General features: G+C 70.8%; 29 protein-coding genes. 15 read left to right on the top strand and 14 right to left on the bottom strand.

Annotated features, from left to right (window positions below; translation table 11 throughout):
• Nucleotides 1–136: 136 nt before the first annotated feature.
• The 4 genes from BXA11_RS33350 to BXA11_RS33335 form a co-directional block, all read right to left on the bottom strand.
• Nucleotides 137–739: a GNAT family N-acetyltransferase gene (locus BXA11_RS33350; protein ID WP_030510708.1), complete on the bottom strand. Its 603-nt coding sequence runs from the start codon at nt 737–739 to the stop codon at nt 137–139.
• Nucleotides 740–777: 38 nt separating this feature from the next.
• Nucleotides 778–1323 (bottom strand): CGNR zinc finger domain-containing protein, encoded by a 546-nt coding sequence (locus tag BXA11_RS33345; RefSeq protein ID WP_076440981.1) that lies wholly within the window; start codon nt 1321–1323, stop codon nt 778–780.
• A gap of 220 nt (nt 1324–1543) precedes the next feature.
• Entirely contained in the window at nt 1544–2314 is a 771-nt protein-coding gene (locus BXA11_RS33340) for a hypothetical protein (protein WP_143734672.1), read from the bottom strand.
• A 64-nt stretch (nt 2315–2378) separates the two neighbouring features.
• A complete protein-coding gene (locus tag BXA11_RS33335; protein WP_076440976.1) occupies nt 2379–3794 on the bottom strand; it encodes an aminotransferase-like domain-containing protein in 1416 nt (471 codons plus the stop codon).
• Here BXA11_RS33335 and BXA11_RS33330 point away from each other — a divergent pair.
• Nucleotides 3793–4731, top strand: coding sequence for a DMT family transporter (locus BXA11_RS33330; protein WP_076440973.1), 939 nt, complete (start codon nt 3793–3795; stop codon nt 4729–4731). The genes BXA11_RS33335 and BXA11_RS33330 overlap by 2 nt on opposite strands.
• 81 nt (nt 4732–4812) lie before the next feature.
• Nucleotides 4813–5835 (top strand): hypothetical protein, encoded by a 1023-nt coding sequence (locus BXA11_RS33325; protein ID WP_030510703.1) that lies wholly within the window; start codon nt 4813–4815, stop codon nt 5833–5835.
• Here the strand turns inward: BXA11_RS33325 and BXA11_RS33320 are convergent.
• Nucleotides 5819–6745 carry a LysR family transcriptional regulator gene (locus tag BXA11_RS33320; RefSeq protein ID WP_239104944.1) on the bottom strand — a complete coding sequence of 309 codons (927 nt, stop codon included), beginning with the start codon at nt 6743–6745 and terminating at the stop codon, nt 5819–5821. The genes BXA11_RS33325 and BXA11_RS33320 overlap by 17 nt on opposite strands.
• A gap of 78 nt (nt 6746–6823) precedes the next feature.
• On the opposite strand from BXA11_RS33320, the gene BXA11_RS33315 reads away from it, so the two are divergent.
• The 6 genes from BXA11_RS33315 (at nt 6824) to BXA11_RS45525 (ending at nt 10844) form a co-directional block, all read left to right on the top strand.
• The gene (locus tag BXA11_RS33315) at nt 6824–7690 is read left to right on the top strand and encodes a 4-hydroxy-tetrahydrodipicolinate synthase family protein (RefSeq protein ID WP_030510701.1); all 867 of its coding nucleotides are present in this window, start codon (nt 6824–6826) and stop codon (nt 7688–7690) included.
• 53 nt (nt 7691–7743) lie between these two features.
• Nucleotides 7744–8229, top strand: coding sequence for a MarR family winged helix-turn-helix transcriptional regulator (locus BXA11_RS33310; protein ID WP_030510700.1), 486 nt, complete (start codon nt 7744–7746; stop codon nt 8227–8229).
• 75 nt (nt 8230–8304) lie between these two features.
• A complete protein-coding gene (locus tag BXA11_RS33305; protein WP_076440967.1) occupies nt 8305–9735 on the top strand; it encodes an MFS transporter in 1431 nt (476 codons plus the stop codon).
• Between the two features lie 114 nt (nt 9736–9849).
• On the top strand, nt 9850–10227 hold the full coding sequence (locus tag BXA11_RS42640) for a hypothetical protein (RefSeq protein WP_143734671.1): 378 nt from the start codon (nt 9850–9852) through the stop codon (nt 10225–10227).
• A 120-nt stretch (nt 10228–10347) separates the two neighbouring features.
• A complete protein-coding gene (locus tag BXA11_RS45530; protein ID WP_076440961.1) occupies nt 10348–10713 on the top strand; it encodes a ClpX C4-type zinc finger protein in 366 nt (121 codons plus the stop codon).
• Nucleotides 10710–10844: a hypothetical protein gene (locus tag BXA11_RS45525; protein ID WP_275409693.1), complete on the top strand. Its 135-nt coding sequence runs from the start codon at nt 10710–10712 to the stop codon at nt 10842–10844. Before BXA11_RS45530 ends, BXA11_RS45525 begins: the two co-directional genes overlap by 4 nt.
• A 312-nt stretch (nt 10845–11156) precedes the next feature.
• Here BXA11_RS45525 and BXA11_RS33290 read toward each other — a convergent pair whose 3' ends face one another.
• Complete coding sequence (locus BXA11_RS33290) at nt 11157–12131, bottom strand: quinone oxidoreductase family protein (RefSeq protein ID WP_076440959.1); 975 nt, start codon at nt 12129–12131, stop codon at nt 11157–11159.
• Between the two features lie 70 nt (nt 12132–12201).
• On the opposite strand from BXA11_RS33290, the gene BXA11_RS33285 reads away from it, so the two are divergent.
• The gene (locus BXA11_RS33285; RefSeq protein WP_239104945.1) at nt 12202–12834 is read left to right on the top strand and encodes a TetR/AcrR family transcriptional regulator; all 633 of its coding nucleotides are present in this window, start codon (nt 12202–12204) and stop codon (nt 12832–12834) included.
• Nucleotides 12835–12887: 53 nt separating this feature from the next.
• On the opposite strand, the gene BXA11_RS33280 is transcribed toward BXA11_RS33285, so the two are convergent.
• Nucleotides 12888–13322, bottom strand: a complete 435-nt coding sequence (locus BXA11_RS33280; protein WP_076441073.1) for an ester cyclase — start codon at nt 13320–13322, stop codon at nt 12888–12890.
• 176 nt (nt 13323–13498) lie between these two features.
• Here BXA11_RS33280 and BXA11_RS33275 point away from each other — a divergent pair, with 176 nt between their 5' ends.
• Both BXA11_RS33275 and BXA11_RS33270 read left to right on the top strand, forming a co-directional pair.
• Complete coding sequence (locus BXA11_RS33275) at nt 13499–14473, top strand: GlxA family transcriptional regulator (RefSeq protein WP_076441071.1); 975 nt, start codon at nt 13499–13501, stop codon at nt 14471–14473.
• Entirely contained in the window at nt 14470–15093 is a 624-nt protein-coding gene (locus BXA11_RS33270; protein ID WP_076440955.1) for a DJ-1/PfpI family protein, read from the top strand. Before BXA11_RS33275 ends, BXA11_RS33270 begins: the two co-directional genes overlap by 4 nt.
• Here BXA11_RS33270 and BXA11_RS33265 read toward each other — a convergent pair.
• The 6 genes from BXA11_RS33265 to BXA11_RS33240 form a co-directional block, all read right to left on the bottom strand.
• Entirely contained in the window at nt 15083–15733 is a 651-nt protein-coding gene (locus BXA11_RS33265; protein WP_076440953.1) for a DUF2306 domain-containing protein, read from the bottom strand. The two genes, BXA11_RS33270 and BXA11_RS33265, sit on opposite strands and share 11 nt — an antisense overlap.
• Before the next feature lie 182 nt (nt 15734–15915).
• Nucleotides 15916–16398 carry a hypothetical protein gene (locus BXA11_RS43470; RefSeq protein WP_159454887.1) on the bottom strand — a complete coding sequence of 161 codons (483 nt, stop codon included), beginning with the start codon at nt 16396–16398 and terminating at the stop codon, nt 15916–15918.
• A gap of 104 nt (nt 16399–16502) precedes the next feature.
• Complete coding sequence (locus tag BXA11_RS33255) at nt 16503–16670, bottom strand: RlpA-like double-psi beta-barrel domain-containing protein (RefSeq protein ID WP_159454886.1); 168 nt, start codon at nt 16668–16670, stop codon at nt 16503–16505.
• Between the two features lie 139 nt (nt 16671–16809).
• A complete protein-coding gene (locus BXA11_RS33250; protein ID WP_076440951.1) occupies nt 16810–17289 on the bottom strand; it encodes a GntR family transcriptional regulator in 480 nt (159 codons plus the stop codon).
• Nucleotides 17290–17383: 94 nt separating this feature from the next.
• The gene (locus BXA11_RS33245) at nt 17384–18061 is read right to left on the bottom strand and encodes a JAB domain-containing protein (protein ID WP_030510689.1); all 678 of its coding nucleotides are present in this window, start codon (nt 18059–18061) and stop codon (nt 17384–17386) included.
• A gap of 52 nt (nt 18062–18113) precedes the next feature.
• Nucleotides 18114–18851, bottom strand: a complete 738-nt coding sequence (locus BXA11_RS33240; protein ID WP_030510688.1) for a GntR family transcriptional regulator — start codon at nt 18849–18851, stop codon at nt 18114–18116.
• 221 nt (nt 18852–19072) lie between these two features.
• On the opposite strand from BXA11_RS33240, the gene BXA11_RS33235 reads away from it, so the two are divergent.
• From BXA11_RS33235 to BXA11_RS33220, 4 genes are all read left to right on the top strand, one after another.
• A complete protein-coding gene (locus BXA11_RS33235) occupies nt 19073–19285 on the top strand; it encodes a hypothetical protein (RefSeq protein ID WP_231514081.1) in 213 nt (70 codons plus the stop codon).
• A 271-nt stretch (nt 19286–19556) separates the two neighbouring features.
• The gene (dapA, locus tag BXA11_RS33230; protein ID WP_030510686.1) at nt 19557–20471 is read left to right on the top strand and encodes a 4-hydroxy-tetrahydrodipicolinate synthase; all 915 of its coding nucleotides are present in this window, start codon (nt 19557–19559) and stop codon (nt 20469–20471) included.
• A 101-nt stretch (nt 20472–20572) separates the two neighbouring features.
• A complete protein-coding gene (locus BXA11_RS33225) occupies nt 20573–22258 on the top strand; it encodes a ribonuclease J (protein WP_076440947.1) in 1686 nt (561 codons plus the stop codon).
• Between the two features lie 49 nt (nt 22259–22307).
• The gene (locus BXA11_RS33220) at nt 22308–22805 is read left to right on the top strand and encodes a DUF402 domain-containing protein (protein ID WP_204053604.1); all 498 of its coding nucleotides are present in this window, start codon (nt 22308–22310) and stop codon (nt 22803–22805) included.
• A 44-nt stretch (nt 22806–22849) separates the two neighbouring features.
• Here the strand turns inward: BXA11_RS33220 and BXA11_RS33215 are convergent, their stop codons facing one another.
• Nucleotides 22850–24427, bottom strand: a complete 1578-nt coding sequence (locus BXA11_RS33215) for a DHA2 family efflux MFS transporter permease subunit (RefSeq protein ID WP_076440945.1) — start codon at nt 24425–24427, stop codon at nt 22850–22852.
• Nucleotides 24428–24456 lie beyond the last annotated feature (29 nt).

Here is a 24456-nt window from a genome sequence, read left to right as displayed (position 1 = left end):
CCTTTTCCTACCTGTGCGTAGCCGGTGAAGGCGTACCTAGTTTGGCCAATCCCCCATCTTCTCGTGACAGCGGGGTTGGCGGAGGCGACGCCGCCGGGGGCGGAAGCCGTACGGACGGGCAGGAGAAGGACGTGAGTCAGCTGATGTCGGTGGTGAGGCGGATCATCCTGATCGGGCGGCCCATGTCGAGAACGCGCTCGGCCTCGTCCTCGCCCCAGCCTGCCGACTCCAGGAAGCCGATCATCGGGTGGTTGTCGGCGAAGACCCAGGTGACGACCGTGTTGTAGCCGTCCTCGCGCAGGTGGTCGACTGTCGCGTTGAGCAGCCTGCTGCCGTGTCCGCGCCTGATGTGGTTGGGATCGACGAGCAACGTCATCAACTCGGCCGTCGTGGCCGGGTGCAGGTCGGGGTCCTCGGCGGGTCCGTGCGACGCCAGCCCCACGACCCGGTCGGAGGCACGCTGCGCCGCGGTCGCCAGGATGCCGCCGGGGCCGAGCGCGGTGAACGCGTCGGTGTCGGGCACCACCCGCTCGACGGCGACGAGCAGACGGTGGCGGGGCGTGGGCGGCGAGAGGATCGCCTCCTCCCACTGGCGGCGCCACATCTTCTCCGCCGCCGGCCCCGTCATCTGCTCCAACGGGATCGGTGGCAGGAAGTCGCGATAAACCGCCTTCCACGCCCGGATCTGGGTGCTGGTCACCGCGTCGACGTCTTCGAGGCGGGCAGCTCTAACACCCATTCGGCGGGCTCCTTTCTTAGCGTGTAACACCGTACTGGTCAGGAGGGCCTCGGCGTACCTTCCGCCTGGCGTCGTGCCCGATATGCCCGGGTTTTTGTGCGGTTTCCGCAGACGCGCATAGAGCACCAGGAGCGAGACCGGTTTTTCGAGGAGTCGATGAACGCCCATTGACAGGTGCTCTCGGCGCAGACCTTCAGCCGTGCCCAGGTGCCGTCGGCGTGGGCGGCCGGGATCAGCGCGGCCAGCCGCGCGAGCCCGCCCGCCACTCCGGACCCCACGGGCTCGAGCGCCGGCGTCCCCGCCGTAAGCGTCACGTGCACCGGCAGTCCCGCCAGGGCCGCGTCCAGTCCCTCCGGAACCTCGTACGGACCCCCGTCGTGGTTGCCGCGCAGCGCGGCCCGCAGTCCTTCGCGCAGCTGGGTCGCCGTCGCGAGGTCCTCGTCGGCGGCGCGGTCGTCGTCGCCGATCAGCCCTCGTTCGCGCAGCCAGACAGACAGCTCGGCCGGCGAGGCCAGCTCGTCGGCGTCTCCCTCGACGTCGTAGGTGTTCACGAAGTCGCGGAGCAGCTCCGCCGGGCCCGTCATGATCGATCACCCCTCGTGACCACTGTACGACAGTCGGAGGTCGTGAAATAACAACACCACCGCAAGCGTTTCACTGGTGTTTGCTATTCCGGGGAGGATCCCATGCGCGTCAGCTACCTGGCCTATCTCGCACTGCGGAACAAGGAGCGTCGCGAGCGCCTGTCGGAGGAGCACCGGCGGGAGGGGCGTCGGCGGGAGGGACGCCGATGACCCCGGGGGTCTAGAGACCGAGCTGCCGCACCGCGGTCCGCCAGTTCTTGGCGATGGCCTGCTGCGCCTTGGCGAGCGGCACCTCGCCGTGGCACACGGCCCTCCACAGCGTGAGCTCGACCGCGTCCTTGGCGGCCGGGGTCCTGCCCTTGCCCGCAAGAACCGGCTGAGGCCATAGGTTCTTCGCGCTCTTGGGCGAACCGCCCAGGGACAGCGGGATGAGGTGGTCCTCCTTGTAGTGCGACGGCTTCCTGTCCGCGTAGCCGTACTGGGCGATCTGCGTGAGGCGCAGGGCGCCGGCGTAGCTCGCCGGCGGCGCGACCTTCCTGCTGTAGCCGGGGGTGCAGATCGTCGACTTGATCGTCTTCTGGGTGACGGCGGGGTTGCGCGTCCCCGGCTGGCACTTCGGGTCCGGCAGCGGCAGGTACTTCTGGGAGCACTTCTGATGCGACGGCTTCGGGGTCGGCTTGGCCGTCGGCTTCGGCGTCGGTTTCGGCGTCGTGCCGCCGGAGGAGCCGGCCGGCTTCCACCTCCAGTAGGAGCCGTCCTGCACGCATCGGTAGGAGGCGCCGCTCTGCGAGGTTCCGTTCCTGCCATGGGCCGCCGCCGGGCAGAACGCGCCGGGCGTGACGCACTCCCAGTGGTCACCGACCTGGCGGTAGCAGCCCGCCGACACGGAGGCTGTCCCGGCGGAGGCGGCCTCGGCGGCGAACGGGACGACGAGCAGGCCGGCTGACGCGAGCACGGCGCATAACGCGGTCAACAGAGAGCGGACGCGCACGGTGTCTCCTCTGTGAGGGGGTTGAAGGGCGACAGAGAAGAGACGGTTCAACCGGGGCAAAGGTTCACTGGTGGGACTCGTGTGGCTGATGGGACAGAGCCGGGGCGAGGCGGCGGATCCCCTCTTCCAGCTCGGCCAGGCCGGTCGCGGCCGTGTGGGTGAGCCGCAGCCGCGGTCCCGGGGGCTCGGAGGGGTAGTAGATGCGCCCCGGGCTCACCAGCACGCCCTGGGCCTGCGCCGCCTCGACCACCTCCGCCTCGTCGGCGCCGGACGGCAGCCGCACCCAGACGTGCAGGCCGCCGGACGGCACCAGGTGCACCTCGGCGGCGGGCGCGTGGCGGGCGAGCCCCGCCAGCAGCGTGGCCTGCCGCACGCCGAGCTCCTGCCGGACCGTCCCGAGGTGACGCCGCCAGGCGGTGGAGCCCACGAACTCGGCGGCCGTCTCCTGCAGGGGCCGGGCGACGAAGAACGACTCCACCACCTGGCAGGCGCGCAGCCGGTGCGCGGCCGGGCCCCGCGCGGTCAGGCCCGCCACCCGCAGGCTGGGTGACGTGATCTTGCTAAGCGACAGGATGTGGACCACTGTGCCGTGGGTGTCCATGGTCACCATGGGCGGCGGGACGGGTCCCGTCGTCAGATATCGCGCGTAGTCGTCCTCGATCACGAACGCCCCCGCAGCCCGGGCCACCGCGAGCACCTGCTCCCTGCGCTCGCGGGTCAGCGTCGCCCCCGTGGGGTTCTGCAGCGTCGGCTGGCAGTAGAACACCCGCGCCCCCGTCATCGCGAAGGCCTCCGCCAGCAGGTCGGGCCGCACGCCGTCCCGGTCGAGCGGCACCGCGCTCGCCCGCAGCCCGGCCGCCTTGGCCGCCGCGAGCGCCCCCGGATAGGTGGGGGTCTCGACGAGGATCGGCGAGCCGGGCGCCGCCAGCGCGCGGAACGCGAGGGTGAGCGCCGACTGGCCGCCGCTCACCACGAGCACGTCGTTCTGCGTCACCGCGCCGCCGACCTCGGCGGCGAACCACCGGCGCAGCTCCGGCAGGCCGTTCAGCGGGGGCATGCTCCACGCCTCCGGCCGGCGTACGGCCCTCGCGGCCGCCGCGGCCAGCGCGTTCACCGGGCGCAGTTCGGGGTTGAGATAGCCGCCCGTGAGCGGCACGACGCCGTCGGGGGGCTGGGCCAGCAGGCTCGCCGTCGCCGAGTCGTCCACCACCCGGTCCCCCAGGGCCACGGTCTGCCACGACAGGTCGGGTGTCTCGGCGACCGGCCGCCGGGCCGGGGCCACGAACACGCCCGAGCCGGGACGGGTGACGACCCGGCCCTCCGCCGCGAGCTGGGCGATCGCCCGCGAGACCGTCACCGGGCCCACGCCGTGGAGCCGCATGATCTCCCGGCTGGACGGCAGCCGTTCGCCCGGCCGCGACCGCTCCGTCTCCTCCCGGAGCATCGCGGCGAGACGGGCGATACTGCTATCGTCATTCATGAAAATCGACAATAGCGCTATCGATGTCCTCCCGATAGCGGAGGCCCCGCACCGTTCGGCCTGGCGGGGCAGCCTCCTGGCCGGCGTGGGGGTCCTGTCGTTCTCGGGGTCGTTTCCGGGCACCGTGTTCGCGATGCGGGGATTCGATCCGTACCTCGTCGCGATCGGGCGTGCCGCGCTCGCGGCGCTCGTCGCGGTGATCTGTCTCAAGGCCGCCGGGGCTCCGCTGCTGCCGCCCCGCGCCCACCTGCGGTCGTACGCGTTGATTTCGCTGGGCGTGGTCCTCGGCTTCCCGCTGTTCAGCGGCCTGGCTCTGGACGGCGGCGCGAGCACGGCCCACTCCGCCGTCGTCATCGGCCTGCTCCCGGCCGCCACGGCCGCGTTCGCGGTGCTGCGGGCGGGGGAGCGGCCGAGACCGCTGTTCTGGGCGGCCTGCGCGGCGGGCGCGTTGTCGATCACCGTGTTCACGCTGACCCGGGGCACGGGCCGCCTCGCCGGGGCCGACGTGCTGCTCGTGCTCGCCCTGCTGTCGGCCGCCGTCGGCTACACCGAGGGCGGGCGTCTGGCCAGGGAGACACCGGGCTGGCGCGTCATCTCGTACGCCCTGGTGCTCTCGGCCCCGCTCACCGTGCCCGTGACGGCGGTGCTGGCGGTCGCCACGCCCATGGAGCCCTCGGCCGAGTCGCTGGCCGGGTTCGCGTACGTCGGGCTGGTGTCGATGTTCCTCGGCTTCATCCCGTGGTATGCCGGGCTCGCGATGGGCGGGATCGCCCGTGCCGGGCAGATCCAGCTCGCGCAGCCGCTGCTCACGCTGGTGTGGGCCTGGCTGCTGCTCGGCGAGGAGATCGGCGCCGCGACGATCGCGGCAGCCCTGGCCGTGCTCGTGTGCGTGGCGGTCACGCAGGCCAGCCGACGGCGGCGCGGTGTGGGCACTTGATTGGTGTGACGGCTCGGCGCAGGATGGGGCTGACAGTGTTACAAGGTGAGGCGGGTCACACGCACGCGGGATGGTGAGGCGATGTCGGACGTCGTGGTTCCTGAGGGTGGTTTCTGGCCGGCGCCCGAGATTCCGCAGCCCAACATCTACCCGATGGAGTGGCGGGTGGAGACCGAGAAGCTCGCGGCCATCTACGAGAAGTCCAAGCGCATGGTCTGGAACCCCGCCGACCTGCCGTGGGACACGCTCGACCCCCGGGAGTTCACGGCCGAGCAACGGCTGGGGATCATGTACTGGTTCTCCGTGCTGGCCAACTTCGACGCCTCGGGCCCGGCCGTCTTCGCCCGCGCCACGATCCAGGCGTTCGAGAAGCACGAGGAGGATCCCGTACGCAAGTGCTTCTTCTCGATCACCCGTGACGAGATGAACCACGAGGAGTGCTGCCAGCGCGCCATCGCCCGGCTCTGGCCCGGCGGCCCGCTCGACTGGCAACCCTCCACCGACCTGGAGCGGGCGGCGCACAACAACATCGGCTGGCTCTACCACAACGGCGGGCGCTACTGGAACGGCTACAACACGGCCGTGGGCAAGTATTCGCTCGCCGTGCTGTTCACGAGCTTCATGATGGGGGAGATGGCGGCCTCGACGCTGTTCCGGGGGATGGCCTCCGGCACCGAGCACCCCCTGTTCTCGGACATGTTCCACAAGATCGGCCGGGACGAGTCGCGGCACCTCCAGATCTGCATGACGATCCTGGAGAACGAGTGGCCCGGGCTCACCGACGACGTACGCGGCCTGATCACGCGTCAACTGCGTGCCGGGTTCGTGTTCCTGTCGATGATCCTGTGGGAGCCGCCCGAAGGCTTCTGGGAGCTCCCGCCGTACTTCCTGCACAACCACCGCGTGCTGATGGACCACGCGCGGGAGGGCGGCCTCGGCGTGCTGTCGTACGAGGAGCAGGCCGGCAACTGGCGGCTGGCGATGGCCCGCGTACGCGCGATCGTCGAGCGGTGGGGGATCGAGTTCCCCGCGATCCCCGAACTCGACATCGACGGCGTGGACGTCGACGTGATCGACCCGGAGGACATCATCCCGGTGTTCTGACGTGTGATGTCGCGACACGCAGCGCCGCGATCAGCGCGACGACGGCGGGGTGACCGCCGGCGCCCCGGCGGAAGGCCACGCGGGTGCGGCGGCGCATCGACAGTGCGGTCAGCGTGACGTCCTCGGGCGGGTCGGCGGCTCCCAGTTCCGGCACGAGCGCCACGCCCTGGCCGACGGCGACCATCGCCAGGACCGTGGCGAAGTCGTCGATGTGGTGGCGTACGCGAGGGGAGAATCCGGCGGCCTGGCAGGCGCGCACGGTCATCGCGTGGCAGAGCGTGCCCGGAGTGGAGGCGATCCACGGCTCCTCGCGGCAGGCGAGGAGCCTGGCCGCGTCGCCCTCTCCACCGACCGGGCGGATGGTGGCCAGGTACATGGGTTCGTCGAGGAGGGGGACGGCGTCGAGGGCGAGGTCGGGCTCGGCCGGGACGAAGTCGTACTCGTGGACCAGGGCGACATCGAGTTCGCCGGCGCGAAGGCGCGGCGCGACCTCGGCCGGGTCGACCTCGTCCACCATCGGATCCAGGCCCTGGTGGCTGTGGGCGAGCGCCGCCAGGGCCGAGGGGAGGATGGCGCGGGTCGCGGTGGGAAAGGCGCCGATCCGCACGGTCCCGGACAAGTCCCCCCTGGCCGCGGCGAGCTCCGCCGCCGCCTGCTCCAGCCGTTCGAGCACGGCCTCCGCGTGCCGCACCAGCGCCACCCCGGCGGGGGTGAGCGCGACCCGGCGTCCGGTGCGCTCCAGCAGGGCGACCCCCGCTTCGCGCTCCAGTGCGGCGAGCTGCTGGGAGACGGCCGAGGGGGTGAACGTCAGCGCCTCGGCCACCGCCGCGATCGTGCCCCGGTAGGCGAGCTCACGAAGCAGGCGAAGCCTGCGGACGTCAAGCATCGGAGCGGCCGGAGCCGGTGACATCGAGCATCAGTTCACCTTAACGGTTTCGACAGAAACGCGAACTGGACCTTCACGGTTACTCGCCGGAAGGATCGCGGTATGACTCTTTCCGGCGTTCATGTCCCATTGATCACTCCCTTCGCCGAGGACGGCGAGATCGCGTTCGACGCGCTCGAAGACCTGGCCCGCAGCGTGCTCGACGACGGCGCGTCCGGGCTCGTCGCGCTTGGCACCACCGCGGAGGTCGCCACGCTGGCGGAGGAGGAGCGGCGCGCGGTGATCGAGGTCTGCGGCCGGGTCTGCCGTGAGCGGGGCGCCACGCTCACCGTCGGTGCGGGATCGGCCGACACGCGGAGCACGGCCGAGGCGCTGCGCGCGCTCAAGGGGGAGGCGGACGCGGCGCTGGTGACGGTTCCGGCGTTCGTCCGCCCGTCCGAGGCCGGCGTGCTCGCCCACTTCACCGCGCTGGCCGAGCAGACCCCGGTGCCGCTGATCGTCTACAACATCCCGTATCGGACCGGGCAGCAGGTGGGCGCGGCCACGCTGCGGCGGCTGGGCGAGCTGCCCATGGTGGCCGGGGTCAAGCACGCGGTCGGCGGCGTCGACCTCGACACGGTCGCCCTGCTCGCCGATCCGCCGGCGGACTTCGCGGTGCTCGCCGGGGACGACCCGTTCCTGTCCGCGCTGCTCGCGCTGGGGGCGCCCGGCGGCATCCTCGCCTCCGCACACCTGCGCACCGGCGAGTTCGCCGAGCTCGTCCAGGCGTGGCGGGCCGGAGACGTCGAGCATGCCCGCGCCCTCGGTCACCGGCTGTCGCTCATGTCGGCGGCCATGTTCGCCGAGCCCAACCCGACCGTGCTGAAGGGCGTCCTGCACGCGCGGGGCCGCATTCCCACCGCCGCCGTACGGCTTCCGCTCGTACCGGCGAGTCAGGCGTCGATCGAGGCGGCCCTGCGGATGCTCTGACATCCGGTCCCTTGGAGATAATCCGCATACGGACGAATTGATAGCCTGGACGCATGACCGCCATGGCGCCCTCGCGTGACGAGCCCGACCTGTCCTTCCTGCTCGACCACAGCAGCCACGTGCTGCGAACGCAGATGGCGGCGGCCCTCGCTGAGATCGGCCTCACGGCGCGCATGCACTGCGTGCTCGTCCATGCTCTGCAGGAGGAGCGCACGCAGATCCAGCTCGCCGAGCTGGGCGACATGGACAAGACCACGATGGTGGTCACCCTCGACGCCCTGGAGCAGGCCGGTCTCGCCGAGCGCCGCCCGTCCAGCACCGACCGGCGCGCCCGGATCGTCGCGGTCACGGAGAAGGGCGCGCAGGTGGCGAAGCGGAGCCAGGAGATCGTCGACGGGGTCCACCGGGCCGCCCTCGGATCGCTGCCCGAGGAGGAGGCGGAGGTGCTCGTGCGCGCGCTCAACCGGCTGGTCACAGGGCACCTGGCCACGGCGGTCGAGGCGCCGCAGCCGGTGAGGCGGGCGCGTCAGCGCGGATGATCGATCTATAGGGGATCGTCTACAACAAAACTATCTGCTACGGTTCTTCTGTTCCTATGAACAGGAGGCGACCCCATGTCGTGGATATCCCGATCCCGTCTGCTCGTGCTGGGCGTGCTGTCCGCCACGATGCTGATGACGGTGCTCGACGGCAGCATCGTGACCGTGGCCATGCCCGCCATCCAGCGGGACCTCGGCTTCGCGTCCGCCGAGCTGAGCTGGACCGTCAACGCCTACCTCATCGCGTACGGCGGACTGCTCCTGCTGGCCGGCCGGCTGGGCGACCTGATCGGCCGCCGGGCCATGTTCCTGGCGGGCAACGCCGTCTTCGTCGCCGCGTCCCTGCTGGCCGGAGCCGCCACCGGCCCGGGGATGCTGATCGGCGCCCGGTTCCTCCAGGGCGTCGGCAGCGCCATGGCCTCGGCGGTCGTGCTCGGCATCCTGGTGACGACCTTCACCGACGCGGGGGAGCGGGCGAAGGCCATCGGCGTCTTCAGCTTCACCGGCGCCGCGGGAGCGTCGCTGGGCCAGGTCATCGGCGGGGTCCTCACCGACGCGCTGGGCTGGAACTACATCTTCTTCATCAACGTGCCGATCGGCGTGGTCACGATCGTGCTGGCGCTCCGGGCGCTGCCGGCCGACCGGGGGCTCGGCCTGTCGGCGGGCGCGGACGCCGTGGGCGCCCTGCTGGTCACGGCCGGACTCATGCTGGGCATCTACGCAGTGGTCCAGATCGAGCGGTATGGGCCGCGCTCCCTGTGGTTCGGCGCGGCGTCGCTCGTGCTGCTGGCCGCGTTCCTCGTCCGGCAGGCGACCGCCCGCACCCCGCTCATGCCGCTGCGGATCCTCCGCTCGCGCGCCGTCGCCGGGGCCAACCTGGTGCAGGTCCTGACGCTGGGCGCGATGTTCGCCTTCCAGGTCGTCGTGGCGCTGTTCATGCAGCAGGTGCTCCGGTATGGCGCGCTCGACACCGGGCTGGCCATGCTCCCCGCGGCGCTGTCCATCGCGGGGGTGTCGCTGTTCGCGTCCCCGCGGCTGAGCACCCGCTTCGGCGCGCGTGCCGTGCTGCTGGGCGGCCTGGTGCTGCTGATCGGCGCGATGGCCTGGCTCACCCGCGTCCCCGTCGACGCCCGTTACGTCACTGATCTGCTCCCCGTGATGGTGCTCATCATGGGCGGTGGACTGGTGCTCCCGGCGCTGACCACGCTCGGCATGTCCGACGCCCGCTCCGACGACGCGGGCCTGGTCTCGGGGGTCTTCAACACCACCCAGCAGGTCGGGATGGCGGCCGGCGTCGCGCTGCTGTCCACGGTCGCCGCCTCCCGTACGGAGGGGTTGCTGGCGGGCGGGGCGAGCGAGGCGGTCGCGCTGACCGGCGGCTACCGGCTGGCCTTCACGGTCTCTCTCGCCCTGCTGGCCGGCGCCCTCGTGGTCGCGTACGTTGTCCTGCGGCGGCCCCGGGCGGGCGCGGAGCAGGCGGTGGAGCCCCAGCCCGAGCGGGTCTGAGGGCCGCCGCCGCGGCTCAGGGCCCTGTGACCCCAACGAAAGGGCATCCGGCTGTCACCGGCCGCAGGCCCTGCGGCGTCCTCTCCCGTGCGACCAGTGTCCACGGAGGCGGCGATGCGTGTTCCCTCGCAGGCCATGCGCGCACCTGCGGTGCGGGTGAGGATCCGCGCCCGCCTCCGGCACTGGCTCGCCCGGCCGGTGAGTGACGGTGACCGCGCCCCCGCGCGACCGGCTTCCGCAGGCGGCGCGTTCGTCGCCGGTCCGTCCCCCGACCACGGAGCCACAGTGGATTCCCAGACCTTTCTCGTCCTCGCCGGGGCCTTCTTCGGCGTCTGGCTCGTCTTCGACTACGTACGCAACTACCTGTCCAGATGCCCCAAGTGCAAGGGAAGCGGCACGCTCAAGGCCACCTGGTGGTCCGGGCGGTACCGGCCCTGCCCGCGCTGCGGCCGCAAGGGAGAGGTCCCGCACGCCTTCGGCCCCAAGAGCTGAGTCGTAGGGCGCGGGGAAGGCCGACTCCCGGATGATCGGTTGTCAGGCTGCTCCTGACGGCGTAGCCTTTGGCGCGTGCGCGTCAGGAACAGCCTGACACGTTATCCCCCTGGAGGCATCGTGCCTGCTCCTTCCCTGGCGGATCAGGACATCCGTTGCTCGTTCTGCTCCAAGTCGAAGACCGGCGTGGCCAAGATGATCGCCGGGGCCGGCGTGTACATCTGCAACGAGTGCGTCGGACTCTGCACCGAGATCCTGGCGGCCCAGTCCGTCGAGACGCCGGAGATCTCGTACACCGAGAGCATGACCGACGAGCAGATCCTGGAGCTCCTTCCCCGGATCGCCGAGGTCGGCGCGCAGGTCGAGGACAACCTGCGGGTCTGGGTCCAGCGGGCCCGCGACCGGGGCGTGACCTGGGCCAGGATCGGCGGCGCTCTCGGCATGACCCGGCAGTCCGCCTGGGAGCGGTTCTCCGGCGAGGAGTGAGGCGGGACCTCGTGCTGGCCGCCGGAGGGGAAGGCGAACGCCAGGTGCCGGCCGGGGGGTTGATCCGCGAACCGGTGATGGTGACGGCGATGGACGTGCTCATGCCGCCCGGCCAGGACGTGGAGGTGTAGTTCACGTGGCAGGAGGGCGGGATGGGCGGCGCCGACGGGGACGGCGAGATGGGCAGCACGTCGTTGTAGACCGTCACCGTGACCGGCTCCGACAAGGGGTCCGGGACGCCCTTGGCGTCGACGGCCCTCACGTAGAGGGTGTGCTTCTCGGATGCGACCCCGCACGGGGGGAACGGCAGGGTGACGGTCCACCTCGGTTGCCAGGGGGAACTAAAAGGTGGCCCGCAGTTTGAGCAGGCCGTCGACCTCCTCCATGACCTCCTAGCAGGCGATGCCGTCCCGCCCAGCGCGGCGGTTGCGTCGGACTCCCGGTCAGGGCACGAGCACGATCTTGCCCATGGCGGCCCTGTCCTCCATGCGCCGGTGTGCCTTCGCGGCGTCCGCGAGTGGGAGCAAGGTGTCGACCTGCGGGAGGAGACGGCCCTCGGCGACCATGCCCAGCACGTCCGCGCGGGCGGCCAGCACCTCCTGAGCCCAGGCGTCCATGCCGCCGCAGCCCACGAGGGTCAGCCCGCGCTGCAGGAGGTCCATGGGAGCGATGCCGGGCGCGCCGTTGAGGACGCCGTAGAACATGATCCGGCCGCTGCCGGGCGTGAGCGCGTCGAGCAGTCGCCCGGCGGAGGCGCCGCCGAGGGATTCGAAGACCACGTCCACGGTCTCGCCGTCGAGAGTGTCGCGCACCCGGCCGGGCCAGTCCGGGTCCGAGTGGTCGAGCACCTGGTCGGCGCCCAAGGACAGTGCCCTGCGCCGCTTGGCCTCGCTGCCGGCCGTCCCGATCACCCGGCCGGCGCCCGACTCCCTGGCGAGCAGGGTCAGGTAGCCGCCGGTGCCGCCTCCCGCCGCTTCGATCAGCACGTTCTCTGTTCCGTTCAGGTGCGCCGCCCGTAGCAGGGCCAGCGCCAACGCCCCCTGCACGGCCACGGCGACGGCGTCCGTCGCCGTCACCTCGTCGGGAATGAGGGTGAGAGCACGCGCGTCCGCCGCCACGTACTCGGCGTACGCGCCGCCCGCGGCGTTCAGGTTCATGACGTGTACGCGGGCGCCGGACAGGGACGGGTCCACCCCCTTCCCGACCTCGGTGACCGTCCCGGCGGCCTCGAAGCCGAACACCGCCGGAAGCGGCGAGGGGAAGGGGAACGCGCCCCCGCGCAGCAGGGTGTCGGCGTAGCCGACGCCCACCGCCTCCGTCCGTACGAGCACCTGCCCGGGACCCGCGGTGGGTGTGGGGACCTCTTCCAGCCGCAGGACCTCCGGTCCGCCGCTCTCGTGCAGCACGATCGCACGCATGTGTTTCCCCTCTTGTTTGTAGTTAACTGGACCAGAGGTCAAGTTGATGTGGGCGCTACTATATGGACCGTTGGTCAAGTTGTCTATCGAGAGGGCAGGAGTGGGCGAACAGCGGCGCGAGCGCGCTGACGCGGCGCGAAACCGGCGCGCGATCCTGGAGGCGGCGGAGGAACTGCTGCGGCGGCACCGGCCCGACGAGGTGTCGGTCGAGCAGGTCGCCACGGCCGCCGGCGTGGGCAAGGGCACGGTGTTCCACCGTTTCGGCAGCCGGGCCGGGCTGATGCTCGCCCTGATGGAGGAACGTGCACAGGAGCTGAGCGAGGCCATCGCCGCCGGCCCCCCTCCGCTGGGGCCGGGGGCGCCGCCGCACGAGAGGGTCCTGGCCTTCCTCGACGCCATGGTGGCTCTCGCCTCGCGAAACGTCGGCCTGATCACGGCCCACGAACACGCCGTGGCCACGCAGAGGAATGCGGCCGGCCCCCGGGAGGCCAACCCGGTCTACCGGCGGTGGCATGATCACGTCTCGGAGCTGATCGCGCAGGCGCGTCCGGATCTGGACGCCACGCTCGTCGCCCACCTCCTCATCGGCTCGCTGCACAACGAACCGGTGGCGCGGCTGCTGCTCGACGGTGAGTCCGGGCGGCTCGCCGCCGGACTGCGGTCGCTCGCGACGTCCCTGCTCAGCCCGGGTACGGCCCGGTAGTGGAGATCAACGGAGCGGGCCCGGTGCGAGGTCGTAGCCGAGCAGGCCAGGGGTCAGGAGTGTGGCGGCGGTTCGAGGTTGATGCCGAGCTGGGAGTAGAGCTCCAGCTGGTCGTAGTAGTCCCGATCCGTGATGATCTTTCCGTGCTCGACCGCGCAGGCACAACTGCCCCGCACCGTTATGCGACGGCCCGTCGGGGCCGCCACCCGGCCGCCCGGAAGCAGGAGCGGGCCCCTGTGCGTGCCGGTCATCGTGTACTCGGTGAAGGCGGGGTCCACACAGGGGGCCTTGTACCAGGGGGTGTAGCAGATGTCGGGGAAGACCTTGCAGAGGCCCTCATAGATCCAGGCGATCTGCTCACGGCCTTCCGCGACGCCCGCGGGGCTGACGTACACGGCGTCGGGCGCGTAGCAGTCCAGCACGTCGTAGAGGTCGTGGTGGTTGATCGCCGTGAAGAGTCTGTCCTTGAGTTCTCGAGCGCTCGGCATCGTCCAGGCCATCTCCTCGACGCTTCGGCATCAGGCGGGCGCCGGGGGGCTACCACCCAATCTAACAAGGGCTTCGTTACCGGGTCTTTCGGCTGCGTTGACGCTCGCGCTGATGGCGTAATCCGCAATGTCTGTGTCATTGACGCCACGAAGCCCTGGTCGCAAGCATGGAGGGCATGCAGCGGCGCGTGGTCATCGTCATCTTCGACGGCTTCCAGATGTTCGACCTCGCCGGACCGGCCGACGTCTTCAGCACGGCGAACCTGCTCGTGCCCGAGGCCGGCTACCGGCTTGAGGTGACGGCCGTGCGCGCCGGAGCCGTACCGGCGCACAACGGGATCGCGACCCTCGCGGAGACCGCGCTGGGCGAGGTCGAGGGGCCGATCGACACGCTGCTCGTCGTGGGCGGGCTGTCGGTGCCGGAGCACCTGCGCGATCGTGAGCTGGTCGCGGGCATCACCCGGCTGGCCGACGGGGCCCGGCGCGTCGCCTCCGTCTGCAACGGGAGCTTCCTCCTCGCCGAGGCCGGGCTGCTCGACGGCAGGCGCGCGACCACCCACTGGCTGGTCGCGGGCGAACTCGCCGACCGCTACCCGGACGTCGAGGTGGACGCCGATCCCATCTACATCCGCGACGGGAACGTCTGGACCTCGGCCGGAGTCAGCTCGGGAGTGGATCTCGCCCTGGCGCTCGTGGCCGACGACCACGGCCACACGGTCGCCCGGAACGTCGCCCGCGGGCTCGTGGTGTACCTGCACCGGCCGGGCGGGCAGAGCCAGTTCAGCGCCCCCATGCGGGCCGCCGTCCCGCGCGCCGAGCCGCTGCGCGAGATCCAGGCGTTCATCGACGCCAACCCGGCCGAGGACCTGAGCGTGCCCGCGCTCGCCCGGCGGGCCGGGATGAGCGAGCGGCACTTCTCCCGCGTCTTCACCGAGCAGACCGGGGTCTCACCCGGCAGGTATGTCGAACGCAGCAGGGCCGACGCCGCCCGGCGGCTGCTGGAGACCACCGGCCATCCCCTGGACCGGGTGGCCAGGGAGTCGGGGCTCGGCGTTCCCGAGACCCTCTATCGGGTCTTCCGCCGCCATTGGCGTGTCTCACCAGGCGACTACCGCCGCCGGTTCCGATCGAAGGAAGGCAGCAGATCATGAACATCGCGATCCCCCTCTATCCCCGGTTCACCGCGCTCGACGCCGTCGGGCCTTACACAGTGCTCGCCTTCGCGCCGGGCTGCACGGTCACGTTCGTCGCGGCCGAGCCCGGGCCCGTGCTCGACGACCGGGGGAGCCTGAGTCTCGCGGCCACCGCGTCGTACGGCGACCTGCCCGCGCCGGACGTGGTCGTCGTGCCGGGAGGACCCGGGACGATCGAGGCGCTGTCCGACACGGAGCTGCTCGGCTGGATCGCGCGGGCCCACGAGGGCACCCGGTGGACGACCTCGGTGTGCAGCGGCTCGTTCCTGCTGGGTGCGGCTGGGCTGCTGAAGGGCCGCAGGGCGACGACCCACTGGGGATGGCTCGACCGGCTCGCCGGATTCGGCGCCGAGCCGGTCAGCGAACGCGTGGTGATCGACGGCAAGGTCGTGACGGCGGCGGGTGTGTCCTCCGGCATCGATATGGCCCTGACCCTGCTGGCCGAGATGCGCGACGAGGAGACGGCGCAGGCCGTGCAGCTCGCGATCGAGTACGACCCGCGGCCGCCCTTCGCCGCCGGCAACCCGAAGACCGCTCCGGCGGGCCTGAGCGACAAGGCGATGGCCCTCATCGGCTGAGCCGTTCCATCCGGCGGGCTTCGGACAGGCGCCTCCTGATGATGGTCTCGACCACGACCAGGTTGACGATCCAGCCCAGCGTCTGGCCGATCGGGATCACCGAGGTCGCGAGCTCTCCCATCGATCCCGGGTCGGCTCCGCGGAAGGGGATCTGGACCAGCAGGAGCAGGGGCACGAGGACGCGCGCGGTGACGGCGAGGAACGTCAGGGCGTAGTTGCGCATCATCCAGTCGCGGTGGCTGTCGAAGTCGCGCCGGCGGGCGGCCCGATACGCGAGGCCACCGGTGATCAGCCACAGGACGGCCGCGGTCGTGAGGCCGATCTGCGTCATGAGTCGGCCCGACCACAGCGCGACCGGGATCGTGGCCGCCGCGGACGGCAGTACCCCGGCGAGGAGATAGACCCGGCCGAGGGTCCGGTGGATCCGCCCGCGCGCCCGCACCGCGGGCATGAACTGCAGGGAGCCGAGCACGAGCGCGACCGCGGCGGTCCCGATATGACCGACCAGAACGTAGTAGTGCAGGCTGTCACGCACATCGAGGCGGCTGTCGTCTGCGTTAAGGCTCAGGTAGGGATAGACGAGCACCGAGGTGGCGACAACCGCCACGATCAACAGCAGCCAAGCCGTACGTCTCCGCATGACCGCAGCCTGGCAATCACCGGCTGCTCCGGCATCCGCCCCCGGATGGCCGCTCGCGTACGAAAGTCGGCGTACGGGCTGCGTCGTTGAAAGGTGCCACCGTGTGATGGGCCTCGTCAGGCGACTCCCCTCATGCCCGAGGAAGCGCGGAGGGGGATTGGGGAGTCGCCCGACGTGCGTGGCTACGCGTCGAGGCCCTCGCTCTTGGCGATCACACGAGCGACCTTGTCGGAGAACTCCTCCCGCCAGGCCTTCTGCTGCCGGACCTCGTCGAGTACGACGGAGAAAGCGGAGCGGAACTCCTCCAACGTCTCGCGCATCTCCTCCTGTCCCTTCCGCAGCTCTTCCTGTCCGGCCCGGAGGTCGGCTGTGGTGGCGCGGAGCTCTTCCTGCCCGGCCCGGAGGTCGGCTGTGGTGGCGCGGAGCTCTTCCTGCCCCGCGCGGAGGTCGGCTGTGGTGGCGCGGAGCTCTTCCTGCCCCGCGCGCAGGTCGGTCGTGATGGTGAGGAGCTCTTCCTGCCCCTTCCGCAGCTCGTGCTGACCCGTGCGCAGATCGCTCATCTGCTCACCGCACTTGATCAGCATGGCGTTCTGCAGTCGGACATCGCTCCTGATGCCGGTGATTTCCCGCTCTATGGCGTCGATGCGTTCCTCGGTCTGTGGCATGCCCGACAGGATAGGGACGTCGGAGCGATCACGAACAGTGAAATCGCGATCTCTCTGTGTCCGAATCTTGCGGCTGTCCTTCCGATCGGTACGCGCCAGGACGTTCAGACGGATGTGAACTGCCATGAGACGGCGGTCGGGCGCGGTGCGGCATCCGGGTTCGCGAACTGCGCGAAGGCGGGACGGCTCAGGTCGAGGTGGTTGGCCGCGCGGCCCGGACAGAGGTCTCTGATCGGCACCTGGATGCTCTTGCCGCCGTAAGTGATCAGCACTCCCTGCTTACAGAGCGCCAGACACGCGCGCGGAGGACCTGAGCATCATCTATCGCTGCGACGGCGTCGGGGTAGCACGAGCTCACGGTAGACATCGCGGCGGTTCCGCGTTCGCCTCGGCGAGCAAGCTGTGGACAGGTCAGCTTCCCGGCCAGTCCTCTTGGGGGGATACATAAGTGCCGCGATGCGGGACGGTGAACACCCATCCCTGCTTACGAAGGAAATCCACGGCGTTGCGGGCGGTGGCCTTGGCGACGCCGTACTGCTTCATCAGTGCCTTCTCCGGCGGGATGCGCCGATTGGGCACGAGATCTCCGCTGCGGATCTGCTCCAGGATCTCGGCCGCTATGCGCTGGTAGACCGGCGTCCGTTCGGCTGACCGTGGAGTACCTGGCCGACCGACGAATGTCCCTTCGCCTTGCAGGGTGTAGACGAGCCCCTGCTCGCGAAGTTCCCGGGTGACGCGTCGTGCCGTGAGGCGGGCGATGCCGTACTCGGCCTCCAGCTCTGTCTCGCTCGGAACGGCGTCGCCCGGCTCCAACTCGCCATGGTCGATCTGCTCACGAATGATCTCGGCGATCTGTTTGTAGATCGGCACCGGACCGTCGCGATCAATCATGAAGGAATGATAGACGAAACCGGACGTCCATCTACAAAGCAGACAACATGTGCCGCAATGTATAGGAGCAGTAGACCGCTATAGCTGATATGGTCTACGGGCCGTCAAATGGGCCGTCAGGCGCGATCCGGCGCCAGGCGGTGTCGGTGACGATCACGTGGTCGAGGAAGCGGAGGCCGACGGTGTCGGCGGCCTCGTGGAGGCGGGCCGTGACCTCGACGTCGGCGGGGCTGGGGTCGAGCGATCCGCTCGGGTGGTTGTGGGCGAGGCCGAAGGCGGCCCCGCCGGAGAGGAGGACGGTCGTGACGATGTCGCGGACGGGCGCGGGGGTGTGGTCGCTGCCGCCCTCGGTGACCACGGTCCGGCGCAGCACGGCGCCGCGGCCGTCGCACACGACCACGACGAGCCGCTCGCGCGGCTGTCCGTGCAGCAGGGGAGCGGCAGCCGAAGCGATGTCGGCCGAGCAGGTGATCCGGCTTCGCTCCGGCTCCGCCTGGGCCCGCCGCACGAGGTGGAACGCGGCCGCCACGCGGGCGGCCTTGGCGGGGCCCACGCCGGGGACGGCGAGCAGCCGGTGGGCCTCGGAGCGGGCCAACTCCCCGAGATCGCCGCAGTGGGCGATGAGCTGGGAGGCGAGTTCGACGGCGCTCACGCCCCTGCTGCCCGAGCCCAGCAGCAGGGCGAGCAACTCCCTGTCGGCGAGTGCGGCGGCTCCCGACGCCAGCAGCCGCTCACGCGGCTGGTCGGCCAGGGGCATGTCCTTGACGCGCATCGGCACCTCCGGATGGGGGATCCGGATCGGTTGTACCAGTGGGCACCGACAGTCAGAGGAGGCTGGGAATGCCGTAGACCAGCCGGAATCTGTCGCCGGGCACCACGGCGTCGCTGGTCTCGACCGGCCGCTCGCCGGCCCAGTAGGTGCGCTCGATCTGGAGCACCTGGACGCCGGCGGGCAGCTCGAGCAGGTCGCTCTCGGTCGGCTGGGGAACACGGATGAGCACGGTCTCGCTGATCTCGGTGACCGGCAGGCCGCTCGCCGCGAGCCGGAAGGCCGCGCTCCTGCGTTCGTACGTGCCCTCCTCGGGCGCCTGGCTCTGCCCGGGCTCGACCGGTTCGTACGAGGTGAGCAACTGCACCGGGCGGCCGTCCCCGCGGAAGACGTAGCGGGTTCTGATCACCGGGCTGCATTCCCCGACGCGCAGGCGGCGGGCGATGTCGGGAGGGGCGTCGGCGAGCTCGCTGCGCCAGCTCCAGCTGGGTTGTCGCCCGCCCGCCTGCATGTCGCTCGCGAAGGCGGCGTGCGGTTCGGGAAGGCGGCTGCGGTGGAGCGGGAGCAGGATCGGCTTCTCCCGCACCCGGTGCCCGGAGCCCACCCGGCCGATGATGAGGCCCTCCTGGGCGAGCACGCGCAGCGCGTGGCGGGCGGCCGTCTCTCCGACGCTGTACTTCCGGGTGATCTGGTGCCGCGAGGGGATCGGTGCGCCTGGGGGGAGCGTGCCGTCGACGATCTGGCGGCGAATGTCCTCGACTACGCGCAGGTAGACCGGATCAGAGTTTGCCATCAATCCATCCCTGAGGGGGTGACGGGTCCTCCAAATCTTGGCGTATCCGTCGGGCGACCGAGAGTGACGGGGATGGCCTGTGACTCCAACTTTACCTGGTGAAAGGGCTGCTAGTGGGTGATTGTGCCGCTAAGCGGCCAGGTGCTGATATTCCCCTCCCGGCGCCCTATCACGGTATCCATGCCAGCCCTCCGCGGGACGGGCACAGGAGGCTCAACTGGATGAAGCCCACCAACCGCAGCGATCGCGTACGGGTACGCCGCCACACGTGTGAGTGCAAGGCGACGATCTACGAGCTGTGCGCGGCGGGCGGGCTGTTGTTCATCCGGCGGACGACACGGGGCAAGGAGGTGGAGATCCGCGAGACCGAGCGGCTCGTCGCCACGCGCATGGAGGAGCTGTGGGTGAGGCTCCTCTCGGGCGAGGTCCACTGATTCACCGGCTTTTCCGTCGAGTCCCGCCATCTCCCCCGAAGACCACCGAGGGGGTGCAGGCACCGCCGTTCGCGGCCTTCCGGAAAAAGTTCGCAGTGGTGTGTAACGTCCGCGTAAGACGCGGCGATTCTCGGTTAGAGGTCGCTGATGTGTGTACCCCCGAGCACATATCGGCGGCCTCTTCCGCTGTCGGCACCGCCTGTGGGGCGGTACTGGACATAACGGGGTGGCGAGGTCCATCACTCCTGCGGATCCGGGTACCGTTCGGTCTATGGCATCGCCTACTGGAACCTCCGACGCCCCCTTCGGCCGCACGCTGACCGCGATGGTCACACCGTTCACTTCTGACGGCGCCGTCGACTACGAGGGCGTCCAGCGGCTCGCGGCCTATCTCGTGGACGAGCAGCGCAACGACGGCCTGATCGTCAGCGGCACCACAGGGGAGTCCCCCACCACCTCCGACGAGGAGAAGGACCGGATCCTCCGCGCGGTCGTCGAGGCCGTGGGCGACCGGGCCACCGTCGTGGCAGGCGCCGGCACCAACGACACGCGGCACAGCGTCGAGCTGGCCGAGGCCGCCGAGCGCGCCGGTGCGCACGGTCTCCTGGTGGTGACCCCTTACTACAACAAACCGCCGCAGGAGGGCCTGCTCCGGCACTTCACGGCCGTCGCCGACGCGACCGGCCTGCCGGTGATGCTGTACGACATCCCGGGCCGCGCCGGGGTTCCGATCGCGATCGAGACCCTGTTCCGGCTGGCCGAGCACCCGCGCATCGCCGCCGTTAAGGACGCCAAGGGCGACCTGTTCGCGGGCTCGCAGGTGATGGCCTCCACCGACCTCGTGTTCTACTCGGGCGACGACCTGCTGAACCTGCCGTGGCTCTCCGTCGGCGCGGCCGGGTACGTCAGCGTGGTGGGCCACGTGGTGGGCGCCGAGCTGGCCTCGATGGTCGACTCCTACCGGTCCGGTGATGTCGAGAACGCACTGGCCGTCCACCGGCAGCTCCTTCCGGTGGTCTCGGCGATCATGACGCGCACCCAGGGGGCGATCATGGTCAAGGCGGCGTTGAAGCTGGTGGGCCAGGACGCGGGATACGTCCGGCCGCCGCTCGTGGACGCCACGGAGGGGCAGATCGCAGCGCTTCGGGAGGACCTCATCACGGGGGGCCTCAAGCTTGTGGATTAGATCAACAGATGGAGCCGAATGAGCGACTTGACCAGAAGGAACGAAGATAGGGAACGGTGCGTGAGCGCGCACGGCGAGCGGCTCGGGGCGGAGGGCGCGGAATGAGTCATCCGCATCCCGAACTCGGGCCCCCTCCCGCGCTGCCGGAAAACGGCCTGCGCATCGTCGCGCTGGGCGGCCTCGGCGAGATCGGCCGCAACATGGCGGTGTTCGAGTACGACGGCCGTCTGCTCGTGGTGGACTGCGGCGTGCTGTTCCCCGAGCCCGACCAGCCGGGCGTCGATCTCATCCTGCCCGACTTCGACTACATACGAGGGCGGCTCGACGACATCGAGGCGCTCGTGCTCACGCACGCCCACGAGGACCACATCGGTGCCGTGCCGTACCTGCTGCGGGAGCGGCGCGACATCCCGGTCGTCGGCTCGCGGCTGACGCTCGGGCTCATCGAGAGCAAGCTGACCGAGCACCGGATGCAGCCGGTCAAGGTCGAGGTGATCGAGGGCGAGCGGCGCACGTTCGGACCGTTCGAGTGCGAGTTCGTCTCGGTCAACCACTCGATCCCCGACGCGCTGGCCGTGGCGATCCGCACCCCGGCGGGCCTCGTCCTGCACACCGGCGACTTCAAGATGGACCAGCTCCCGCTGGACGGGCGGCTGACCGACCTCGGGGCGTTCGCCCGCCTCGGGGCCGAGGGCGTCGACCTGCTGATGTCCGACTCCACCAACTCGGAGGTGCCGGGCTTCGTCACCAGCGAGCGGGAGATCGCGCCGGTCATCGACGACGTCTTCCGCAGCGCGACCAAGCGGATCATCGTGGCGAGCTTCGCCTCGCACATCCACCGCGTCCAGCAGATCATGGACGCGGCCGAGAAGCACGGCCGCAAGGTCGCGCTCATCGGCAGGTCGATGGTGCGCAATATGGGCGTGGCGCGCGAACTGGGCTACCTGAAGGTGCCCGGCGGCCTGCTCGTGGACTCCCGGGAGATCGAGGAGTGGCCGCCGGAGGACGTGGTGCTGATCTGCACCGGCTCCCAGGGCGAGCCGATGGCGGCGCTGTCGCGCATGGCCAACCGCGACCACCCGATCAGGATCGCCGAGGGCGACACCGTCCTGCTCGCCTCGTCGCTCGTGCCGGGCAACGAGACGGCGGTCAGCAAGGTCATCAACGGGCTCAACCGCTGGGGCGCGCGGGTGATCCACAAGGGCAACGCGCGGGTGCACGTCTCCGGCCACGCCGCCGCGGGCGAGCTGCTGTACGTGCTCAACCTCACCAAGCCGTCCAACTTCATGCCCGTGCACGGGGAGTGGCGGCACCTGCGGGCGCACGCCGGGCTCGCCGAGCTGACCGGCGTCCCCCGGGAGAACATCGTGATCGCCGAGGACGGCGTGGTCGTGGACCTCGTCGACGGCCAGGCGAGGATCACCGGCGCGGTCCCGTGCGGGTACGTCTTCGTCGACGGCACCTCGGTGGGCGACATCACCGATGTGGCGCTCAAGGACCGGCGGATCCTGGGCGACGAGGGGTTCATCTCCATCGTCGTCGTGGTGGACTCCACCACCGGGAAGCTCGCCGGCGGACCGGAGATCACCGCGCGCGGCTCGGGTATCGACCCCGACGCGTTCGACGCGGTCGTCCCGCAGATCGAGGCCGCGCTGCAGGAGGTCGCCGCGTCCGGAGTGGCCGACGAGATGCAGATCCGCCGGACCATCAGACGCACGGTGGGGCGCTGGGTGAGCGACACCTACCGCCGCCGCCCGATGATCATCCCGGTGGTCGTCGAGGTCTGACCGGTAATCCCGTTGTACTCGGAGACGGGCGTGGCGTAGCGTCCCGCCCGTGTCCGAGGTGAGGATCATCTACCGCAAGTACGGCGGGTCGCTGCACTGGCACCAGTACGCGCGGGTGCTGGGCGAGGACGAGCACGGCGTCTGGACCGGCTGCCCCGCGGGCACCGCCGGCCGCCGGGGGAGCGAGCCGCCTGTGGTCTGGCCGGACCCTTTCGTGATGCTGTTCCCCCGGAACGCGTGGTGGACGGCCACGTTCAACGCCCGGCCGAACAGGTGCGCGATCTACTGCGACGTCACCACGGTGCCCGTCTGCGGCGACGGCCGGATCACGATGGCCGACCTCGACCTCGACGTGCTGCGGATGCGCGACGGCCGGCTGATCCTGGACGACGAGGACGAGTTCGCCGTCCACCAGGTGCGGTACGCGTACCCGGAGGAGATCGTCCGCCAGGCGGAGCGGTCCGCCGCCTGGCTGATGGAGGCCGTCGGCGGCCGGACCGGCCCCTTCGGTGGTGCCCACGACCGCTGGATGTCCCTCGTGACGTGATCGGCCTCGTCCGGCGGGCGCCCCCGGCGTGAGCGGCCTGCGTCTCAGCGGGCCGTGACCACGCCCTCGGCGGGCTCCTGCCCGCCGGTCTCCTCTTCCCCGGCCTCCTCTTCTCCGGTCTCGGGGATCACCTTGGGCACGCCGCGCAGCGCGAACGGCACGGCGACCGCGAGCACGAGCAGGATGGCCGCGCCGGTCAGCACGGTGACGTGGATGCCCTCGACGAACGCCTGACGGGCGGCCCGGACGACGGCCCCCGCGGCGTCGCCCGGGAGCGTGGCGGCGACCTTGAGTGCGCCCGCGAGCGTGTCGCGGGCCTCGGCCGCGGGTCCGCCGGGCAGGCCGGGCGGAAGCACCAGGCCGTTCCGGTAGACGCTGGTCAGCACGGTGCCGAGCACGGCGATGCCGAGCGCGCCGCCCATCTCGTGGGCCGTCTCCGAGATCGCGCTCGCCGCGCCGGCCCGCTCCTTGGGCACCGAGGCGAGCAGCGTGTCGCCGGTCACCGCGAACATGAAGCCCATCCCGACGCCCTGGATGATCATGGCGACCAGCATGTAGAGATAGGGCGTCTCCATATCGATCCGGCTGAACAGGATGAACCCGATCGCGGTCAGCGCCAGCCCGAGGCTGACGACCGGCCCGCGGCCCCACCGGTGCACGAGCACTCCGGACAGCGCGCCGCCGACGCCCCCGGCGAGGCCGCCCGGCATGCCGGCGAGCCCGGCGGTCAACGGCGACCAGCCCATGACGAGCTGGAAGTACTGCGCGAAGACCACCGACATGGCGAGCATCGCGAAGACCGCGACCAGCTCGGCGCCGACCGTGGCCGCGAACGCGCGCCGCCGGAACAGCGCCACGTCGATCAGCGGTTCGGCCAGCCGGGTCTGCCTGCGGACGAACACGACCAGCGCGGCGACCGCGATCACCGCCGCGGCGATCACAGACGGCTGGGTGACGCCTCCGCTCGTGGCCTCCTTCATCGCGTAGATCAGGCCGAGCACGCCCACGGCGGACAGCGGGACGCTGAGGAGGTCTAGCCTGCCGGGGCGGGGGTTGCGCGACTCGGGCAGCACGACGAACCCGGCGACCAGGACGGCCGCGACGACGGGCACATTGATCAGGAAGACCGAGCCCCACCAGAAGTGGTCGAGCAGCAGGCCGCCGACGATGGGCCCGAGAGCGAACCCGACCGCGCCCACGCTGCTCCAGATGCCGACCGCGGTGGTCCGCTCCTTCGGGTCGGGGAACACGTTGCGGACCAGCGACAGCGTCGAGGGCATGATCGTCGCGCCGGCCACGCCGAGGAGCGCGCGGGCGGCGATCAGCAGCGGGGCGTTCGGCGCGTACGCCGTCAGCACCGAGGTCGCGCCGAAGGCGGCCAGGCCGACGAGCAGCAGCCGCCTGCGCCCGATCCGGTCGCCGAGGTTGCCCATGGTCACGAGCAGCGCGGCCAGCGCGAAGCCGTAGATGTCGGCGATCCACAGCAGCTGGGTAGCCGAGGGAGCCAGGTCCTCGCCGAGCTTCGGCAGGGCGAGGTGCAGCACGGTGAGGTCGAGGGACAGCAGGAGCATGGCCAGGCAGGCGACGACCAGCGTGCCCCACTTGCGGGAGGTGTCGTTCATGGCCCTCAGCGTGCGCCGGGGCGCTGACG

Origin of the sequence: Microbispora rosea (assembly GCF_900156315.1) — a bacterium.
GTDB classification, from domain to species: Bacteria; Actinomycetota; Actinomycetes; order Streptosporangiales; family Streptosporangiaceae; genus Microbispora; species Microbispora rosea.
The sequence above is the reverse complement of the archived record's forward strand: the minus strand, read 5'-3'. Positions and strand labels throughout refer to the sequence as shown.

What these genes read in the sequence shown, in the direction of transcription:
- BXA11_RS33350 (WP_030510708.1), bottom strand. Translation starts at nt 739, where the DNA reads ATGGGTGTTAGAGCTGCCCGCCTCGAAGACGTCGACGCGGTGACCAGC.
- BXA11_RS33345 (WP_076440981.1), bottom strand. Translation starts at nt 1,323, where the DNA reads ATGACGGGCCCGGCGGAGCTGCTCCGCGACTTCGTGAACACCTACGAC.
- BXA11_RS33330 (WP_076440973.1), top strand. Translation starts at nt 3,793, where the DNA reads ATGAAAATCGACAATAGCGCTATCGATGTCCTCCCGATAGCGGAGGCC.
- BXA11_RS33335 (WP_076440976.1), bottom strand. Translation starts at nt 3,794, where the DNA reads ATGAATGACGATAGCAGTATCGCCCGTCTCGCCGCGATGCTCCGGGAG.
- BXA11_RS33325 (WP_030510703.1), top strand. Translation starts at nt 4,813, where the DNA reads ATGTCGGACGTCGTGGTTCCTGAGGGTGGTTTCTGGCCGGCGCCCGAG.
- BXA11_RS33320 (WP_239104944.1), bottom strand. Translation starts at nt 6,745, where the DNA reads ATGTCACCGGCTCCGGCCGCTCCGATGCTTGACGTCCGCAGGCTTCGC.
- BXA11_RS33315 (WP_030510701.1), top strand. Translation starts at nt 6,824, where the DNA reads ATGACTCTTTCCGGCGTTCATGTCCCATTGATCACTCCCTTCGCCGAG.
- BXA11_RS33310 (WP_030510700.1), top strand. Translation starts at nt 7,744, where the DNA reads ATGACCGCCATGGCGCCCTCGCGTGACGAGCCCGACCTGTCCTTCCTG.
- BXA11_RS33305 (WP_076440967.1), top strand. Translation starts at nt 8,305, where the DNA reads ATGTCGTGGATATCCCGATCCCGTCTGCTCGTGCTGGGCGTGCTGTCC.
- BXA11_RS42640 (WP_143734671.1), top strand. Translation starts at nt 9,850, where the DNA reads ATGCGTGTTCCCTCGCAGGCCATGCGCGCACCTGCGGTGCGGGTGAGG.
- BXA11_RS33290 (WP_076440959.1), bottom strand. Translation starts at nt 12,131, where the DNA reads ATGCGTGCGATCGTGCTGCACGAGAGCGGCGGACCGGAGGTCCTGCGG.
- BXA11_RS33280 (WP_076441073.1), bottom strand. Translation starts at nt 13,322, where the DNA reads ATGCCGAGCGCTCGAGAACTCAAGGACAGACTCTTCACGGCGATCAAC.
- BXA11_RS33275 (WP_076441071.1), top strand. Translation starts at nt 13,499, where the DNA reads ATGCAGCGGCGCGTGGTCATCGTCATCTTCGACGGCTTCCAGATGTTC.
- BXA11_RS33270 (WP_076440955.1), top strand. Translation starts at nt 14,470, where the DNA reads ATGAACATCGCGATCCCCCTCTATCCCCGGTTCACCGCGCTCGACGCC.
- BXA11_RS33265 (WP_076440953.1), bottom strand. Translation starts at nt 15,733, where the DNA reads ATGCGGAGACGTACGGCTTGGCTGCTGTTGATCGTGGCGGTTGTCGCC.
- BXA11_RS43470 (WP_159454887.1), bottom strand. Translation starts at nt 16,398, where the DNA reads ATGCCACAGACCGAGGAACGCATCGACGCCATAGAGCGGGAAATCACC.
- BXA11_RS33250 (WP_076440951.1), bottom strand. Translation starts at nt 17,289, where the DNA reads ATGATTGATCGCGACGGTCCGGTGCCGATCTACAAACAGATCGCCGAG.
- BXA11_RS33245 (WP_030510689.1), bottom strand. Translation starts at nt 18,061, where the DNA reads ATGCGCGTCAAGGACATGCCCCTGGCCGACCAGCCGCGTGAGCGGCTG.
- BXA11_RS33240 (WP_030510688.1), bottom strand. Translation starts at nt 18,851, where the DNA reads ATGGCAAACTCTGATCCGGTCTACCTGCGCGTAGTCGAGGACATTCGC.
- BXA11_RS33235 (WP_231514081.1), top strand. Translation starts at nt 19,073, where the DNA reads ATGAAGCCCACCAACCGCAGCGATCGCGTACGGGTACGCCGCCACACG.
- dapA (WP_030510686.1), top strand. Translation starts at nt 19,557, where the DNA reads ATGGCATCGCCTACTGGAACCTCCGACGCCCCCTTCGGCCGCACGCTG.
- BXA11_RS33225 (WP_076440947.1), top strand. Translation starts at nt 20,573, where the DNA reads ATGAGTCATCCGCATCCCGAACTCGGGCCCCCTCCCGCGCTGCCGGAA.
- BXA11_RS33215 (WP_076440945.1), bottom strand. Translation starts at nt 24,427, where the DNA reads ATGAACGACACCTCCCGCAAGTGGGGCACGCTGGTCGTCGCCTGCCTG.